This window comes from Streptomyces sp. NPDC045778, assembly GCF_056431945.1.
The window spans coordinates 132,227-148,021 of sequence record NZ_JBWKJZ010000010.1; the positions used below are offsets into that span (position 1 = coordinate 132,227).

At 75.1% G+C, this 15,795-nt stretch carries 7 protein-coding genes, 1 tRNA gene and 1 pseudogene; 3 read left to right on the forward strand and 6 right to left on the reverse strand.

Annotated elements, in window-relative coordinates; genetic code table 11:
- Positions 1–4 precede the first annotated feature (4 nt).
- The 3 genes from AC07GB_RS15335 to AC07GB_RS15345 form a co-directional block, all read right to left on the reverse strand.
- A complete protein-coding gene (locus AC07GB_RS15335; protein ID WP_478845461.1) occupies positions 5–1,336 on the reverse strand; it encodes an ABC transporter substrate-binding protein in 1,332 nt (443 codons plus the stop codon).
- A gap of 252 nt (positions 1,337–1,588) precedes the next feature.
- The gene (locus AC07GB_RS15340; RefSeq protein ID WP_478845463.1) at positions 1,589–2,692 is read right to left on the reverse strand and encodes a substrate-binding domain-containing protein; all 1,104 of its coding nucleotides are present in this window, start codon (positions 2,690–2,692) and stop codon (positions 1,589–1,591) included.
- A 142-nt stretch (positions 2,693–2,834) separates the two neighbouring features.
- Positions 2,835–2,908: transfer RNA gene (locus AC07GB_RS15345), tRNA-Pro, on the reverse strand.
- A 136-nt stretch (positions 2,909–3,044) separates the two neighbouring features.
- Between AC07GB_RS15345 and AC07GB_RS15350 the strand changes: the two genes are divergently transcribed.
- From AC07GB_RS15350 to AC07GB_RS15360, 3 genes are all read left to right on the forward strand, one after another.
- On the forward strand, positions 3,045–3,575 hold the full coding sequence (locus tag AC07GB_RS15350) for a DUF309 domain-containing protein (RefSeq protein WP_478845465.1): 531 nt from the start codon (positions 3,045–3,047) through the stop codon (positions 3,573–3,575).
- 12 nt (positions 3,576–3,587) lie between these two features.
- Complete coding sequence (gene cobF / locus AC07GB_RS15355; RefSeq protein WP_478845467.1) at positions 3,588–4,364, forward strand: precorrin-6A synthase (deacetylating); 777 nt, start codon at positions 3,588–3,590, stop codon at positions 4,362–4,364.
- Between the two features lie 66 nt (positions 4,365–4,430).
- Positions 4,431–6,509, forward strand: a complete 2,079-nt coding sequence (locus tag AC07GB_RS15360; protein ID WP_478845469.1) for an MDR family MFS transporter — start codon at positions 4,431–4,433, stop codon at positions 6,507–6,509.
- Between the two features lie 400 nt (positions 6,510–6,909).
- Here the strand turns inward: AC07GB_RS15360 and AC07GB_RS15365 are convergent, their stop codons facing one another.
- The 3 genes and pseudogenes from AC07GB_RS15365 to AC07GB_RS15375 form a co-directional block, all read right to left on the reverse strand.
- The gene (locus AC07GB_RS15365; protein ID WP_478845471.1) at positions 6,910–8,109 is read right to left on the reverse strand and encodes a thiolase family protein; all 1,200 of its coding nucleotides are present in this window, start codon (positions 8,107–8,109) and stop codon (positions 6,910–6,912) included.
- A 163-nt stretch (positions 8,110–8,272) separates the two neighbouring features.
- Positions 8,273–8,974: a class I SAM-dependent methyltransferase gene (locus AC07GB_RS15370; protein ID WP_478845473.1), complete on the reverse strand. Its 702-nt coding sequence runs from the start codon at positions 8,972–8,974 to the stop codon at positions 8,273–8,275.
- A 68-nt stretch (positions 8,975–9,042) separates the two neighbouring features.
- Positions 9,043–15,708: pseudogene (locus tag AC07GB_RS15375) on the reverse strand (type I polyketide synthase); the annotation flags it as partial.
- Between the last annotated feature and the right edge of the window lie 87 nt (positions 15,709–15,795).

The window sequence follows — 15,795 nt, forward strand, 5'->3', positions numbered from 1 at the left end:
GCGTTCAGGTGGAGTGCTGGGTGGTGGCCAGGCCCAGCGCCTTGAGGTCGGGCATCGTGCCGTCCTGCGCGGCGCGCACGGCGGACAGGACGGTGCCGGAGCCGCCGCCCGCGCGGGCGAAGGCGTCCTGCATGACCTTGCCGGTGGCGGTCATCCGGGGGCCCCACACCCAGCCGTCGCGGATCTTGCGGGCCTCGTCGTCGAAGAGCGCGTAGATGTCCTGCCCGCCGTAGTAGCCGCGGTCGAAGGCCGCGCGGCCGACGGCCACCAGCTCTCGGGCTGCCGGGTACTGGCTGCTCGCGCCGCTGGAGAGGCGCGCCTTGAGGGCGTCGGGGTGGGAGACCTGCCATGCGATGAACTCCATGGCGGCCTCGGGGTGCCTGCTGTCCTTCGTCACGGCGAAGGTGGAGCCGCCGTGCGTGCCGACGGCGGGCCGGTCCGGGTCCCACTGCGGCAGCGGCGCGATCCGCCAGCGGCCCTTCTGGCCCGGCCGCGCGTTCATCTGCGCGCCCGCCTCCCAGGCGCCGCTCAGCCGGGTCAGGACGAGCCCGCCCGCGATCTGGGCGTCGGCCAGGCGGCTCTCGACGGCGTTGACGTGGACGAGGTCCTCGTCGATCAGGCGCTGCCAGTACGCCGCCACGCGCCGGGTCGGGGCGTCCGCGAGGGACACGTTCCAGGCGCCCTTGGAGGTGTCGAACCACTGGGCGCCCGCCTGCCAGGCCCAGGCGGCGAAGTGCGACGCGCCGTCCGTGGGGAAGACCGCCAGCTTGCGGCCCCCGCCGAGCCGGTCCGGCACCTCGCGGGCAAGGTCGGCGAACTCGTCCCAGGTGGCGGGGACGTCGAAGCCGTACCGCTCGAAGAGGTCCTGGCGGTAGTGCAGCACCATCGGCTCCACGTCGAGCGGCACGCTGTACGTGCGCTTCTCGAAGGTGGTCAGGCCGAGCGCCTGGGGCAGCAGCTTGGCCCGCAGCGCATCGCCCAGCAGCGGTGTGATGTCGCGGGCGACCCCGTCTATGGCGAAGCCCGGCACCTGGGGGTACTCGATCGTGGCGACGTCGGGGGCGTTGCCCGCGCGGGCCGCGTTGCTGAGCTTCGCGTAGCCGCCGTGGTTGCCGGACGGCACCTGCTGGAAGTCGACCTGGATGTGGTCGTGCGTGCGGTTGAACGCGTCCACGACCTCCTGGCTGCCGCGCAGCGCGGACCAGAAGGTGAGGGTGGTGGTGCCTTTGGTGCGCCTGGTGCCCCTCTCGGCCCCGCCGCAAGCGGCGAGAGCACCTGCGAGCGGCAGCGCGGCGAGTACTCCTCGACGGCTGGGGCGGCTGTGTCGACCAGGCATGGGCGCCTCCCGGGGCTCCTGCGTGTCCGAGTCACGGGAATACTGATCGGCTGAGCGGACCTGGTCAATAGAACGCTCAGAAGAAGCTAAACCGATCAAACGCTCATCGCGGTGGCGCAGTTGAGGCCGGGCATCCAGCAGCGCCCCGAAGGGGCGCGGGGCTGTGCTCATCTGCGGCTCCGCCGCGCGGGCGCGACCAGCCCCTGGCGGCCCGCAGACGAAGGACGACCGGCGCGGCAGCCTCCATACGGCTCAAGCCCCGCGCAGCGGTCGGGTGGAGCCGCGGACCTTCAGCTCGGGCAGCAGCTCAAGGCGCCGCACAGGCCCCGCGCCCAGCGCGAGCCGTCGCAGCAGCAGCTCGGCCGCCGCCCGGCCGATGTCGGCCTTGGGCGGGGACACGGCCGTCAGCGGGGTGCTGCCGAGCCCCGCGACCACGTCGTCGTACGCGATCACAGAGCAGTCCTCGGGGACCCGCACCCCGCTGTCGCGCAACGCCTGCACCAGCATCAGCGCGTCCACGTCGCCGTGCAGGACGGCGGCCGTCGCACCCGTGTCGGCGAGCAGCGACGGCAGGTCGACCGGCTGCTCGGCGGCCTGCGCCGCCGGGTCGGGAACGGCCCCGGCGGAGCTGAGGGCGAGCGCCCACTCGTCCACGCCGGGGTGGCCCGCCGCGATCTCGGTGAACGCCGCGCGCAGGGCGCGCGCCGTCGGGCTGTCGTCGCGCGCGGCGAGCACGAGGCGCCGGTGCCCGAGGCCCGTGAGGTGCTCGACGGCGAGGTGGACGCCGTACCAGTGGTCCGTGCACACCGCGTCGACGGCGTGCAGCGCGCCGCCGCGACGGGGCCTGCGCTCCATCACGACCGTGGGCACCTCCACGCGCGCGAGCCAGGCGTAGTCGGCCTCCTCGGTGGCGCGGCTGCGCCAGCGCGGCGCGATGAGCAGGCCCCGCGCGCCGTCCGCCAACGCCCGCTCCACCAGGGGCCGTTCCGCGCCCGGCGCGGCCGGGGCGATGTGCAGGGCGATGCGGACCCCCGCCTCCTCGAAGGCGGAGCGGGCCCCGTGCAGCGTCTCGTACAGATACGAGTGGCGCTCCGGCACGACGACGGCGACCGGCCCACCGTCGGCCGCCGCGGGCCCGGGCGCGAGGGGCGCGGGGCGCTCGGTCTCGTCCGTGACCGGCCGGGCCACCCCGTGGCCGCGGCGCAGCTTGCCCTCGCGGGCCAGCTCCTCCACGTCGCGCCGGAGCGTGACCACGGAGACCGCGAGTTCCGCCGCGAGATCGCTGACCCGGGTCGCGCCGCGCGACCGCACCGCGGCGAGGATCCGCTGCCGCCTGAGGTCCACCGGTTCGCGCATGCTGCTGCCCCCTCGCGCCGCTGTTCGTTTGAGCGCTTCCCTGAGCGCTTCGCACGGCGGCAGCATAGCCAGCGGTCGGGAACGACCGAGGGGCCGTTTCAGATCTCTCTGAAACGGCCCCTCGACTCGCGACTTCGCAAAGTCGGGACGACAGGATTTGAACCTGCGACCCCTTGACCCCCAGTCAAGTGCGCTACCAAGCTGCGCCACGTCCCGGTGCGTTTTCCTCGCGGTGTGTTCCGCGTGATCACGCAGGTAGAACTCTACCCCACGTGCGGGGGTGGTTCAGCCGCCCCCGCCGCAGGTCACCGCCCGGCGGCGGGGTGGGGGCCCGCGGCGGGAGAATCGCCGTATGACGAGCGCACTTGGACCAGGCGGCCGGGACCGGGACACGGAGGGCCGGGCGCGCAGCGCGCGGCCGCGCGACGGGCTCGGGCGGCCGCTGCCGTACGGGGCCGACGGCGTCGAGCGGCAGCCGGAGGGCGTGACCCGCACTCCGGCCGGGACCCTCGCGGAGGCCCAGGCGCTCCTCGACGCCGGGCGGCCCTTCCACGCGCACGAGGTCTTCGAGGACGCCTGGAAGTCGGGGCCCGCCGAGGAGCGCGGCCTGTGGCAGGGGCTCGCGCAGCTCGCCGTCGGCCTGACGCACGCGGCGCGCGGCAACGCGAAGGGCGGGGCGCGGCTGCTGCTCAGGGGTGCGGGCGCCGTCGCGGCGTGGAGCGCGGCGGCGCCCGGGCGCGAGCGCCCCTACGGGATCGGCGTGCCGGAACTGACCGCGTGGGCGCGAGGGTTGGCCGCGCGGGTGGAGCGGGGCGATGTGCCCCTGGACGCGGCGGCGGTCGCGCCGGTACTGGCCCCCGGCGCGGCGCGTACGGACGGGTGACACACTCCTGACGTGCGAAGGATTCATGTCATCGGGATCGGCGCGGGCGACCCCGACCAGCTGACCCTGCAAGCGGTCAAGGCGATGAGGGACACCGACGTGTTCTTCGTCCTCGACAAGGGCGCGGAGAAAGAGGACCTGGTCGCGCTGCGCCGGGGCATGCTCGACGCCCACCGCCCGGACGGGGCGTACCGCGTCGTGGAGGCCCGCGACCCGCGGCGCGCGCAGGAGGCGGACCGCGTCGCCTACGCCGGCGCGGTCGACGACTGGCGCGCCCGCCGCGCCGACCTGTACGAGCGGATGATCGCCGACGAGCTGGACGCGGAGGGCACCGGCGCGTTCCTGGTGTGGGGCGATCCCGCCCTGTACGACAGCACGCTCGCGATCCTGGAGGACGTCCTGGGCCGCGGGTCCGTCACCTTCGTCCACGACGTCGTGCCCGGGGTCAGCAGCGTGTCCGCGCTGGCGGCCCGGCACCGCGTGGGCCTGAACCGCGTGGGGCGCCCCTTCCAGGTCACCACGGGCCGCCGCCTGAGCGACGAGGGCTTCCCCGAGGGCGTGGACGACGTGGTGGTGATGCTGGACGCGCGGCAGGCCTTCCAGCGGTACGCCGACCGGGACGACCTCGACATCTACTGGGGCGCCTACCTCGGCACGCCCGACGAGGTCCTCGTCTCCGGGGCGCTGCCCGAGGTGGCCGAGCGCATCGCCCGGCTGCGGGCCGAGGCCCGCGCGCGCAAGGGCTGGATCATGGACACCTATCTGCTGCGGCGGCGCCCGCGCGACTGAGCCGGTCCTTCACCGGACCGGACGGCCCGGCATGCACACGCCCGGCAGCGGTGTGAGGGTGTGCCTGTGACCGTCACCGAGCACGCCGAGGCCGCGCCCGCGCCGGTGCAGGGCCCGCCGGTCCTGGACCGGCGCCGCCGCAATGTCGTCTTCGTCACGATCATGCTGGGCGTCCTGCTCGCCGCGCTCGACCAGACGATCGTCGGCACGGCCCTGCCCACGATCGTCTCGGACCTGGGCGGCGCCGCGCACATGTCGTGGGTGGTGACGTCGTACCTGCTGGCGGAGACGGTGGCGACGGTCCTCGTCGGCAAGTTCGGTGACCTGTTCGGCCGCAAGGTCGTCTTCCAGGTGTCGGCGGTCGTCTTCATCACCGGCTCCTTCCTGTGCGGCCTCGCCACGAACATGTCGCTGCTCATCGCCTGGCGGGCGATGCAGGGCATCGGCGCGGGCGGCCTGATGGTCACGGCGATGGCGCTGATCGCCGATGTGATCCCGCTGCGGGAGCGCGGCAAGTACCAGGGCGCGATCGGCGCCGTCTTCGGCGTGTCCACGGTCATCGGACCGCTGCTGGGCGGTCTGTTCACCGACCATCTGAGCTGGCGCTGGGCGTTCTACGTGAACGTGCCCATCGCGATCCTGGTCGTCGTGGCCGCCGCCCGCACCATCCCGTCGGTGCGGTCGGCGGCGCGGCCCGTCATCGACTACCTGGGCATCGCGCTCGTCGCGATCGGCTCCAGCGCGCTGATCCTCGCGACGAGCTGGGGCGGCAACGAGTACGCGTGGGGCTCGGGCGTCGTCATCGGTCTGTTCGCGGGCGGGCTCGCCGCGCTCGCGGGCTTCTGCTGGGCGGAGACGCGCGCGGCGGAGCCGATGCTGCCCATGCGCCTGTTCGCGAACCCCGTGTTCACGGTCTGCTCGGTCCTCAGCTTCATCGTGGGCTTCGCGATGCTCGGCGCGATGACGTTCCTGCCGACGTACCTCCAGTACGTCGACGGGGACTCGGCCACGATCTCCGGGGTGCGGACCCTTCCGATGGTCGTCGGGCTCCTCATCGCGTCGATCTTCAGCGGCAACGTGGTCAGCAGGACCGGCACATACCGGATCTTCCCGATCGTGGGCGCGCTGGTGATGGCGCTCGGCCTGTTCCTGATGTCCCTGATGGGCAGCGCGACCAGCGCGTGGCTCGAGTCGCTGTACATGTTCGTGCTCGGCGTCGGCATCGGCCTGTGCATGCAGGTCCTCACGATCGCCGTGCAGAATACCGTCGCGTACGCGGACCTGGGCACCGCGACCTCCGGCGTCACGTTCTTCCGCACCCTCGGCAGCGCGTTCGGCACGGCGGTGTTCGGCACGATCTACGCCAACACGCTGGCCCCGAACCTGCGCGACGGCATCGCCGAGGCGGCGCGGACCGGTGCCGCGCCGCAGGACGCGCTCGCGAGGGCCTCGCAGAGCCCGGAGGGGCTGCACGAGCTGCCGGACGCGGCGGCTGCGCCCCTCGTCGAGGCGTACGCGGACACCCTCCAGACGGTGTTCCTGTGGACGGTGCCGGTCGCCCTGATCGGATTCGTGGTGGCGCTCTTCCTCAAGCAGGTGGAGCTGCGCGACAGCGCACGGATGAGTTCCAACGACATGGGTGAGGGCTTCGCCTCGCCGTCGTCGGCGGGCGACTCGGCCCGGCTCCTGGAGCTGGCCGTCGGGAACATCCTGCGCCGCAAGGGCCTCGGCACCGCGCGCACCGTCATCACCCGGTCCGACACGCGCCTGGACCTGGCGGGGGCCTGGGCGGTGATGCAGGTGGCGCTCTTCACCCGCCTGGTCGGCCACGCGAACCTGAACCTCATCGCGGCCCGGCGGCAGCTTCCGCCCGAGGTCCTGGTGCCGGTGTTCCAGCGCATGGTCGACGAGGGCTACCTCAGCCGCAGCGGCACCCTCTTCCAGCACACCCCGGCGGGCGAGCGGGAGGCCGAGGTCATCGGCAAGGAGTGGACGCGCTGGCTCGGCGAGGAGCTGGAGAAGGACGGCCGGCGCCCCGAGGGCGGCGCGGTCCAGGACGACGGCCGGCTGACGGCGGCGGTCGACGCGATCGCGAAGCGGCTGCTGGCGGAGGACCTGGCGCAGGGGCTCGTCGACGCGCGCTGAGCACCGCGCCGGGAGGGCCGAGAGGACCCGTCACGGGCCCGCCACGGGCCGCGGAACACGGTCGCGGCGCGGGCAAGCCGGCCGTAAGCGCGTTCTTCTTTCCTGGAATCCCGGCGCCAAACGTCCGCGCGGGAGGAATGCGCCCTTATCCGTGGTACTGGGGCGGAATGGTTGACCCTGCCGTGGCCCGGCCGTGGGCCACGGCGTTGTGTGGGCATGGAGAGCGACGGCGCAATGGACCAGGTACACGCCCGGCTCGTCGGGGCGTACTGGCTCGACTCCCCCTACCTCCAGCACCCGCGGTGCTGTTGTTGCACCCCGGAGCGGCCCGCCCGGCCGTGGGGCGTGACGGCGGTGGGGCTCGCCTGCCTGGCGCTGGCGCTCGCCGTGGCCGTCACGCTCACGTAGCGGGTCGTTCGCGCTCGACGAGCAGGGCGCTGCCCTGGCCCACGCCGACGCACATCGTGGCGAGGCCGCGGGTGGCCCCGGTGCGGCGCATGCGGTGCAGGAGCGTGGTGAGGATCCGGGCGCCGGAGCAGCCCAGGGGGTGGCCCAGGGCGATGGCTCCGCCGTCCGGGTTGACCAGGTCCGGGTCGATGCCGAGGGTGTCCGCGCTGGCGATGGCCTGGGCGGCGAAGGCCTCGTTGACCTCGACCTCCTGCACGTCCGCGATAGACCAGCCGAGCCGGGCCAGGGCCTTGCGCGTCGCGGGCACGGGGCCGATGCCCATCACGTCCGGGTGGACACCGGCGCTGGCCCCGGCCGCGTACCTCCCGAGGGACGCGAGGCCGAGGTCGCGCAGCGCCTCCTCGCTGACGAGCAGCAGGCCCGCGGCGCCGTCGTTCATCGGCGAGGCGTTGCCCGCGGTGACGCTGCCGCCCTCGCGGAAGACCGGGCGCAGCTTGCTGAGCTTCTCGTACGAGGTGTCCTCGCGGATGCCCTCGTCGGCGTCGACGAGCGTGCCGTCCGGGGTGGTGACGGGCAGCAGCTCGGCGTCGAAGTGGCCGTGTCTGCGGGCGGCGGCGGCGCGCTGGTGGCTGCGCAGCGCGAAGGCGTCCTGGCGCTCGCGGGAGACGCCGTGGCGCTCGGCGACCTCCTCCGCGGTCTCCCCCATGGACAGCAGGCCGTGCAGCTCCTTCATCCGCGGGTTCACCAGGCGCCAGCCGAGGCGGGTGTCGACGGTCTCCACGCGGTGCGGCAGTGCCTCGTCCGGCCGTGGCAGGACGAACGGGGCGCGGCTCATGGACTCCGAGCCGCCCGCCACGACGATGTCGGCCTCGCCCGCGGCGATGGCGCGGGCCGCCGTGGTGACGGCTTCGAGGCCCGACGCGCACAGCCGGTTCACGGTGGCCCCGGGCACGGACTCCGGCAGGCCCGCGAGCAGGGCGGCCATGCGGGCCACGTTGCGGTTGTCCTCGCCCGCCTGGTTGGCGGCGCCCCAGTAGACGTCGTCGACGCGGGCCGGGTCGAGGTCGGGCACGTCGTCGAGAAGCCCGCGCACGACGGCGGCGGCGAGGTCGTCGGGGCGGACGGAGGACAGGGCGCCGCGGAGCCTCCCGATGGGGGTGCGGCGGGCGGCGGCGAAGTGGACGGTGCGCACGGCGACTCCGGAGCGTGTACGGCCGACAAGCGGTTAATTAGCGCTGCTAGTTTCGGAGTGTACGTGGCGCCCGGTCCCGGGGGAAGCGCGAACGGCCGCCCCGGCACGGCCGTTCGCCCGGGGCCGCGCGGGGCCCCGGGCAAGCCGTCCCCGCGCGGCGGTCTCAGGAGGAGGGCCAGCCGCGGAAGATGCCGACGCACCCCCGCACGGTCAGGTCGTGGCGTTCGAAGTGCTGGTCGAGCTGGGCGCGCAGGTCGTCGAGGTGGTCGTCCTCGTTGTGGAAGGCGCCCCGCTTGTTCAGCGACCGCAGCGCCCGGCGGGCGGCGCGGGTCACCGGGACGCCGCCCGTGAGGACGGTGGTGCCGAAGACGACGCCGCCGGGGCGGACGACGGCCGCGGCGTGCGCGAGGGCGATGCCCTTCTCGCGCAGGCTCCCCGGGACGCAGTGCAGCAGGTAGCTCATGCCGACCGAGTCGTGCGACCGCTCCGGCACGGGCAGCGGCTCCAGGATGTTGGCGCGGACCGTGGCGACCTCGTAGCGCCGCAGCCGGTGGGCCGTGTGCGCCAGGGAGTTGGGGTTGAGGTCGACCAGGGTGATCCGCGGGTCGGGCACGGGGAACCCGGCGTGGTGCAGCAGGTAGCCGCTGCCCACGCCGATGTCCATGTGGCGGGCGCCGACCTCGGTGTCGTACAACCTGCGGGAGACGGCGGGCGGGCACTTCCAGAGGAGGGGCGCGGTGCCGCGGTAGACCATGAGGTCGTAGAGGTTGAGGAACGGCTTCGAGTACCCCGCCTGCCCGTCGATGACGGCCTGATCGAGGTGGTCGAGGGGCTTGCTGCCGCTGGTGCCGTCGGACGTCATCATGCTCCTAGGGGGTCGGGTGGGGGCCGGGTGCCGTGTCCTCAGTGAAGGCCGCCGAGCCAGTCCCGCACCGCGCGCACGGCGGGCTCGCTGTGCTCGCGGATGATCGAGAAGTGGGTGCCCTCCGTGTCGACGGCGGTGTGCGGCAGCTGCCAGCGGGGCCGCCAGTCGTCGTCGGGGGCGGGCTCGTCGAAGGCCGGTTCCGTGGCGCGGACCAGGAGGGTGGGCGCGGCGATCTCGCGCGGGCTCCACGTCTCGAAGAGCTGGGAGTAGTGCGCGAGGGCGGTGAGGTGGGCGTCGTCCCCGGTGTCCTCCGTCCACAGCACGTCCGGCGAGCCGATGGCGCGGGCCCGGTCGATCCGGGCGTGCAGCCGCGGGATCATCGCGCTGCCGGGCCAGTAGCTGTCCAGGAGGACCACGGCGGCGGGGCCCGCCCCGCGCTCTTCGAGGACGGCCGCGGTGGCGTGGGCGATCCAGCCGCCCGCCGAGTACCCGAGCAGGACGGCGGGGCCGCCGTCGGCGCGGGCCTCCACGCCGTCGGCCAGGAGCCGCGCGAGGGCGTCCACGGACGCGGGCAGCGGCTCCTGCCAGGTGAAGCCCGGCACCGGCTGGGCCCACACGTCGTGCTCGCCCCCGGCCGCGGCGGCCAGGCGCGCGTACTGGGGCGCGCCCGCGCTGACGGCGAACGTCGGGAAGCAGACCAGGTCCGGCCCCGCGGAAGCGGAGCCGCGCGCGAGGCGGACGCGCGCCGGGCGCAGCCGCTCGTCGGGCGCGTCGAAGGTGGGGCGGAACCGGGCGACGCCGCGCACCAGTGCGTGGAACTCGTCGGTGCGGCCCAGTTCGCCGGCGCGGGCGAGCAGCGGCCCCAGGGTGAACCGCGCCCCGGCCGAGGGCGCCGCGGCGGCCGCGGCGGCCGCGCCATCGGGGTCCGCCGCCTCCCCCTGGTCCGCCAGGAACCGGGCCACGTCGGTGACGGTCGGGTGCTGGAAGACGAGGGCCGGCGGGAGGCGGAGCCCGGTGGCCGCGCCGAGCCGGTTGCGCAGGTCCACCGCGGTCAGCGAGTCGAAGCCCAGCTCCGGCAGGTTCCGGTCGTCGGCGACCGCGGCCGCGTCGGCCAGCTTGAGCACGGCCGCGACCTGGGTGCGCACGAGCGCGGCGATGATCTCCCGCCGCTCGTCCGGGTCGGCCGCGGCGGCCAGGCGCGCGCGGAACTCCCGCCCCTGCTCCGCGCGTGCCGAGCCGCGCTCGCGCCCGGCCCCGGTGGCGCCGAGCGGCGAGCCGGCCGGCTCGGGCCAGTAGCGCTCGTGCTGGAACGCGTACGTGGGCAGCTCCACGAGGCGGGCGCCCGCGTCGGCGAGCATCGTGTCCAAGCCCACGGCCACGCCGCCGACGTGCAGCCGGGCCAGGGCGGCCAGGAGCACGCTCACCGTGGCACCGTCCCGGTGCGACTCCAGGTGGTCGCGCACGCCTTGGGAGTCGAGCCACCGCACCGCCTCGTCGGGCGTGCCGGTCTCCCGGGCGACGCGGGACCAGTGCTCCGGGGCGGAGAGTTCCTCGTACGACACCGGGCGGCCGGTCGTGCCGGAGACGAGGGGGAGCACCGGCGGGCGGAACGTCAGCTCCTTGGTGACGCGGTGGACCCCGTCCGCGTCCCGGTCGAGGGCGACGGCGAGCGCCACCGCGTCGGCCAGGGACAGGGCGCCCGCGCAGTGCGCGGCGGCCACCTCGCCGACCGCGTGGCCGAGGAGGTGGTCGGGGGTGACGCCCCAGTGCTCCAGGAGCCGGAACAGCGCGACGTCCGCGGTGAAGCGGGCCAGGGCGCCGGGCGCGCCGGGCGCGGGCGCGTCCGGATGCGCGGCGCACGCGGCGGCGACCTCCGCCGTGGCGGCGGCGTGGACCGGGAGCAGGGCGTACGCGGGGTCGGCGGGGTCGGCCGGTGCGGCGTTCCCGCCGGGGAAGTGGAGGGCCAGCCTGCCGCGGGCGCGGGCCGCGCCCCTGAGGACCTGAGGGACTCCCAGCCCTGGCTCCGCGGACTCCCCGGACTCTCCGGGCTCCCCGGGCTCCGCGATCAGCGCGAGGCCCGCGCGCAGCGACTCCCGGTCCTCGCCGATGACGACGGCCCGGTGTTCCAGGGCGGCCCGGGTGCCGGCCAGGGAGCGCGCGACGTCGGCCGGGGCCAGGTCGGGGCGCTCGGCCGTGAACTGCCGCAGCCGCTGGGCCTGTTGGCGCAGGGCCTGCTCCGTCCTGCCGGACAGGACCCAGGCCACGGCGGGCAGCGGGCTCGCCTCCGCGGGGGCGGCGGGCGGCTCGGCGGGGGCCTGCTCCAGGATCACGTGCGCGTTCGTGCCGCTGATCCCGAACGAGGAGACGCCCGCGCGCCGCGCCCGGCCGGTGTCCGGCCACGGCCTGGCCTCGGTGAGCAGTTCCACCGCGCCCGAGGACCAGTCCACGTGCCGGGTGGGGTCGTCCACGTGCAGGGTGGGCGGCAGGACGCCCTCGCGCAGCGCGAGCACCGTCTTGATGACGCCGCCCACGCCGGCCGCGCCCGCCGTGTGACCGATGTTGGACTTCAAGGACCCCAGCCACAGGGGCGAGAGGGCGGGCCGGCCCTGGCCGTACGTGGCCAGGAGGGCCTCCGCCTCGATGGGGTCGCCGAGGGTGGTGCCGGTCCCGTGGGCCTCGACGGCGTCGACGTCCCGGGGGTCGAGCCCCGCCTGGGCCAGGGCCTGGCGGATCACGCGCTGCTGGGCGAGACCGTTGGGCGCGGACAGGCCGTTGCTGGCCCCGTCCTGGTTGATCGCGGAGCCGCGGATCACGGCGAGGACGTCGTGGCCCTCGCGCCGGGCCTTCGACAGCGGCTCCACCAGGAGCACGCCGACGCCCTCGCCCCAGCCGGTGCCGTCGGCCGCCGCGGCGAACGCCTTGCACCGGCCGTCCGGGGCGAGGGCGCCCTGTGCGCTGAACTCCACGAACGCGCCCGGCGTCGACAGGACCGTGACGCCCGCCACCAGGGCGGCCGTGCAGTCGCCCTGCCGCAGGGCCTGCACCGCCAGATGGAGGGCGACCAGGGACGACGAGCACGCGGTGTCCACGGTCACGGCGGGCCCTTCGAGCCCGAAGGTGTAGGCCAGCCGCCCCGACGCGACGCTCGTGGACGTACCGGTCATCAGGTGCCCCGCGTTCTCGTCGGGGTCGGCGGTCAGGAGCGACAGGTAGTCCTGTCCGCTGAGGCCCACGAACACGCCGGTGCGGCTGCCGCGCACCGCGTCGGGCGCCAGCTTCGCCCGCTCGAACGTCTCCCAGGCCACCTCCAGGAGAAGACGCTGCTGCGGATCCATGGCGAGGGCCTCGCGGGGGCTGATCCCGAACAGGAGCGGGTCGAACCGGTCGGCGTCGTGCAGGAACCCGCCGCGGCGCACGTACGTGCGTCCCGGAGTGCCCGGAGTCGGGTCGTACAGGTCGGCTACGTCCCAGCCGCGGGTGGCGGGGAACGAGGAGGTCGCGTCCCGGCCCGAGGAGACCAGGTCCCACAGCTGCTCCGGCGACGCCACGTCGCCGGGGAAGCGGCAGCCCATCGCGACGATCGCGACCGGCTCGTCGGTGACCGCAGCGGTCATCACCGGTGCGGAAGAAGCTTCTTGATGACCTGTCAGGAGCGTGCGGAGGTGGGCGGCGAGGCGCTCGGCCGTGGGGTGGTCGAAGACGGCCGCCGGGGAGACGCGGACGCCGGTCGCGGTGGCGAGGCGGTTGCGCAGCTCCATCGCCGTCATCGAGACGAAGCCGAGGTCGGTGAAGGCCCGGGTGGCGTCGAGGCCCGCCGGGTCCTGGTGGAGGACGGCGGCGGCGTGCTCGCACACCGTCTCCAGGACGAGGCGCTCCCCCGCGCTCCCGGGCAGCTCCGCGAGCCGCTGCCGGAACCGGGCGGCCGCGCTGTCGTCGCCCTCCCGGTCCCGCACCGCGGCCTGCGCCCCGTCCGGCCAGTAGCGGCTGCGCTGGAAGGCATGGGTCGGCAGGTCCACCAGGCGCGCCCGCGGCCCGAAGCGGCCCGACCAGTCCACGCGTACGCCCCGGACGTGTGCCTCGGCCAGGGAGGTGCTCACGCGCCGGGCGTCGCCTTCGCCCCGCCGCAGGGAGGTGAGGACGGTGCCCTCGGTGGCGGCGCTGTCGAGGATCTCGTGCACGGACACCGCGAGCACGGGGTGCGGGCTCACCTCCACGAAGGTGCGGTGCCCGGCTGTGAGGAGGGCGCGCACGGTGGGGTCGAAGCGGACCGTTCGCCGCAGGTTCCGGTACCAGTAGGCGGCGTCGAGCCCCTCGGTGCCGAGGAGGCCGCCGGTGACCGTCGAGAAGAACGGGATCGTGGCCGGACGGGGCGTCAGATCGGCAAGCACGGCGTGGAGTTCGGCCTCCAGGGTCTCGACCTGGGCCGAGTGCGAGGCGTAGTCCACGGCGACGCGGATCGCCCGTACGCCTTCCCGCTCGGCGGCCTCCAGGAGTTCGCCGAGGGCCTCGGCGTCGCCCGAGACCACCACGGAGGACGGGCTGTTGGCCGCGGCGACGGCGAGGCGCGTGCCCCACGCGGTGAGCCGCTCGCGCGCCCGCTCCAGCGGCAGCGCGAGGAACGCCATGCCCCCGCTGCCCGCCAGGCGTTCGGCCACGAGGCGGGAGCGCAGCGCGACGATCCGGGCGCCGTCCTCAAGGGACAGCGCGCCCGCCACGCACGCGGCGGCGATCTCGCCCTGCGAGTGGCCCACCACCGCGCCCGGCTCGACGCCGTAGGAGCGCCACAGCTCGGCGAGGGAGATCATCATGGCCCACAGCGCGGGCTGCACCACGTCGACGCGGTCGAGCGGGGCCGCGCCCTCGGCCCCGCACACGACGTCGACGAGCGAGAAGTCGACGTGGGGTGTGACGGCGGCGGCGCAGGCGCGCAGCCGGTCGCGGAAGACCGCGGATTCGCGGTACAGGTCCGCGGCCATGCCCTCCCACTGGGCGCCCTGGCCGGGGAAGACGAACACCGGTTTCCCCGGCTCCCGGGCGACGCCCTCCACCACGCCGGGCGCGCTCCTGCCCTCCGCGACGGCGTCGAGCCCGGCGAGGTAGCCCTCGTGGTCCTCGGCCAGGACGATCGCGCGGTGGTCGAAGGCGGTGCGCGAGGCAAGGAGGGCGTGTCCGACGTCGGCCGGGGACAGGCCGGGGCGCTCCCGCACGTGGTCGCGCAGCCGGGCCGCCTGCTCGCGAAGGCCCCGGTCGCCGCGCGCGCTGACCAGCCAGGGCAGGGGTCCGGCGGCTGCGGCGGTGTGGCCCCGCGGCACCGGATCCGCGGGTTGCGCGGCCGGGGCAGGGAAGCCGTCGTCGTCCGTCTGCTCCAGGACGACGTGCGCGTTGGTGCCGCTGATGCCGAAGGAGGAGACGCCCGCGCGGCGCGGACGCCCGGTCTCGGGCCAGGCGCGGCCCTCGGTGAGGACCCGTACCGTGCCCGGGGACCAGTCGACGTGCGGGGTCGGCTCGTCGACGTGCAGGGTGGGCGGCAGGACGCCCCGGCGCAGCGCCATCACCGTCTTGATGACGCCGCCGACGCCCGCGGCGGCCTGCGTGTGGCCGATGTTCGACTTCAGCGACCCCAGCCACAGGGGCCGCCCGTCCTCGCGCTCCCGCCCGTAGGTGGCGAGGAGCGCCTGGGCCTCGATGGGGTCGCCGAGGGCGGTGCCGGTGCCGTGTGCCTCCACGGCGTCCACGTCGGACAGGGCGAGCCGCGCGTTGGCGAGGGCGGCCCGGATGACGCGTTGCTGGGAGGGGCCGTTGGGCGCGGTCAGGCCGTTGGAGGCGCCGTCCTGGTTCACGGCGGAACCGCGTACGACAGCCAGGACCGGGTGACCGTTGCGCCGCGCGTCCGACAACCGCTCCAGCAGGACGAGGCCCACGCCCTCGCCCCAGCCGGTCCCGTCGGCCGCCGCCGCGAACGCCTTGCACCGGCCGTCCGGCGCGAGCCCCCGCTGCCTGCTGAACTCCACGAACATGCTCGGGGTCGGCATCACCGACGCGCCGCCCACCAGGGCGGTGGCGCACTCGCGCTGCCGCAGCGACTGCACCGCCAGGTGCAGGGCCACCAGCGAGGCCGAGCACGCGGTGTCCACGGTGAGCGCCGGGCCTTCGAGGCCGAAGGTGTAGGCCAGGCGCCCGGAGAGGACGCTGGCGAGGAACCCCGTGGAGTAGCCCTCGAAGTTCTCCCGGGCGCCCTGGAGCAGCATCGCGTACTCCTGGCTGCTGGTGCCGACGAAGACGCCGGTCCTGCTGCCCCGCAGCGCGGCCGGCGGGAGGCCCGCGCGTTCGAAGGTCTCCCAGGCCACCTCCAGGAGGAGGCGCTGCTGGGGGTCGAGGGTCAGCGCCTCGCGCGGGGTCACGCCGAACAGGCCCGCGTCGAAGGACGCCACGTCGTCGAGGAAGCCGCCCTCCCGCGCGATGCTCGTGCCGAGCCGGTCCGGGTCGGGGTCGTAGAGCCCCTCGACGTCCCAGCCGCGGTCGACCGGGAAGGGCGCGACCGCGTCCCGGCCCGAGGCGACCAGGTCCCACAGGTCCTCCGGGGAGCGGACGCCGCCCGGGTAGCGGCAGCCCATCGCGACCACCGCGACGGGCTCCCCCGCCGCCTCCTCGACGTCGCGCAGGCGCTCCCGCGTCTCGTGCAGATCGGCGGTCACCCGCTTGAGGTAGTAGCGAATCTTGTCTTCCGTCACCATCTGAAATCCACCTCGTCGAGACGTCACCGATGTCCGCTCGCGTACGGGCCGCGACGCGGTGTCCGCCGGGCCGCGTCCGCCGTCGGG

Bases quoted from the DNA above. Each gene is read 5' to 3' on its own strand.
- AC07GB_RS15335 (WP_478845461.1), bottom strand. From the start codon at position 1,336: ATGCCTGGTCGACACAGCCGCCCCAGCCGTCGAGGAGTACTCGCCGCG.
- AC07GB_RS15340 (WP_478845463.1), bottom strand. From the start codon at position 2,692: ATGCGCGAACCGGTGGACCTCAGGCGGCAGCGGATCCTCGCCGCGGTG.
- AC07GB_RS15350 (WP_478845465.1), top strand. From the start codon at position 3,045: ATGACGAGCGCACTTGGACCAGGCGGCCGGGACCGGGACACGGAGGGC.
- AC07GB_RS15370 (WP_478845473.1), bottom strand. From the start codon at position 8,974: ATGATGACGTCCGACGGCACCAGCGGCAGCAAGCCCCTCGACCACCTC.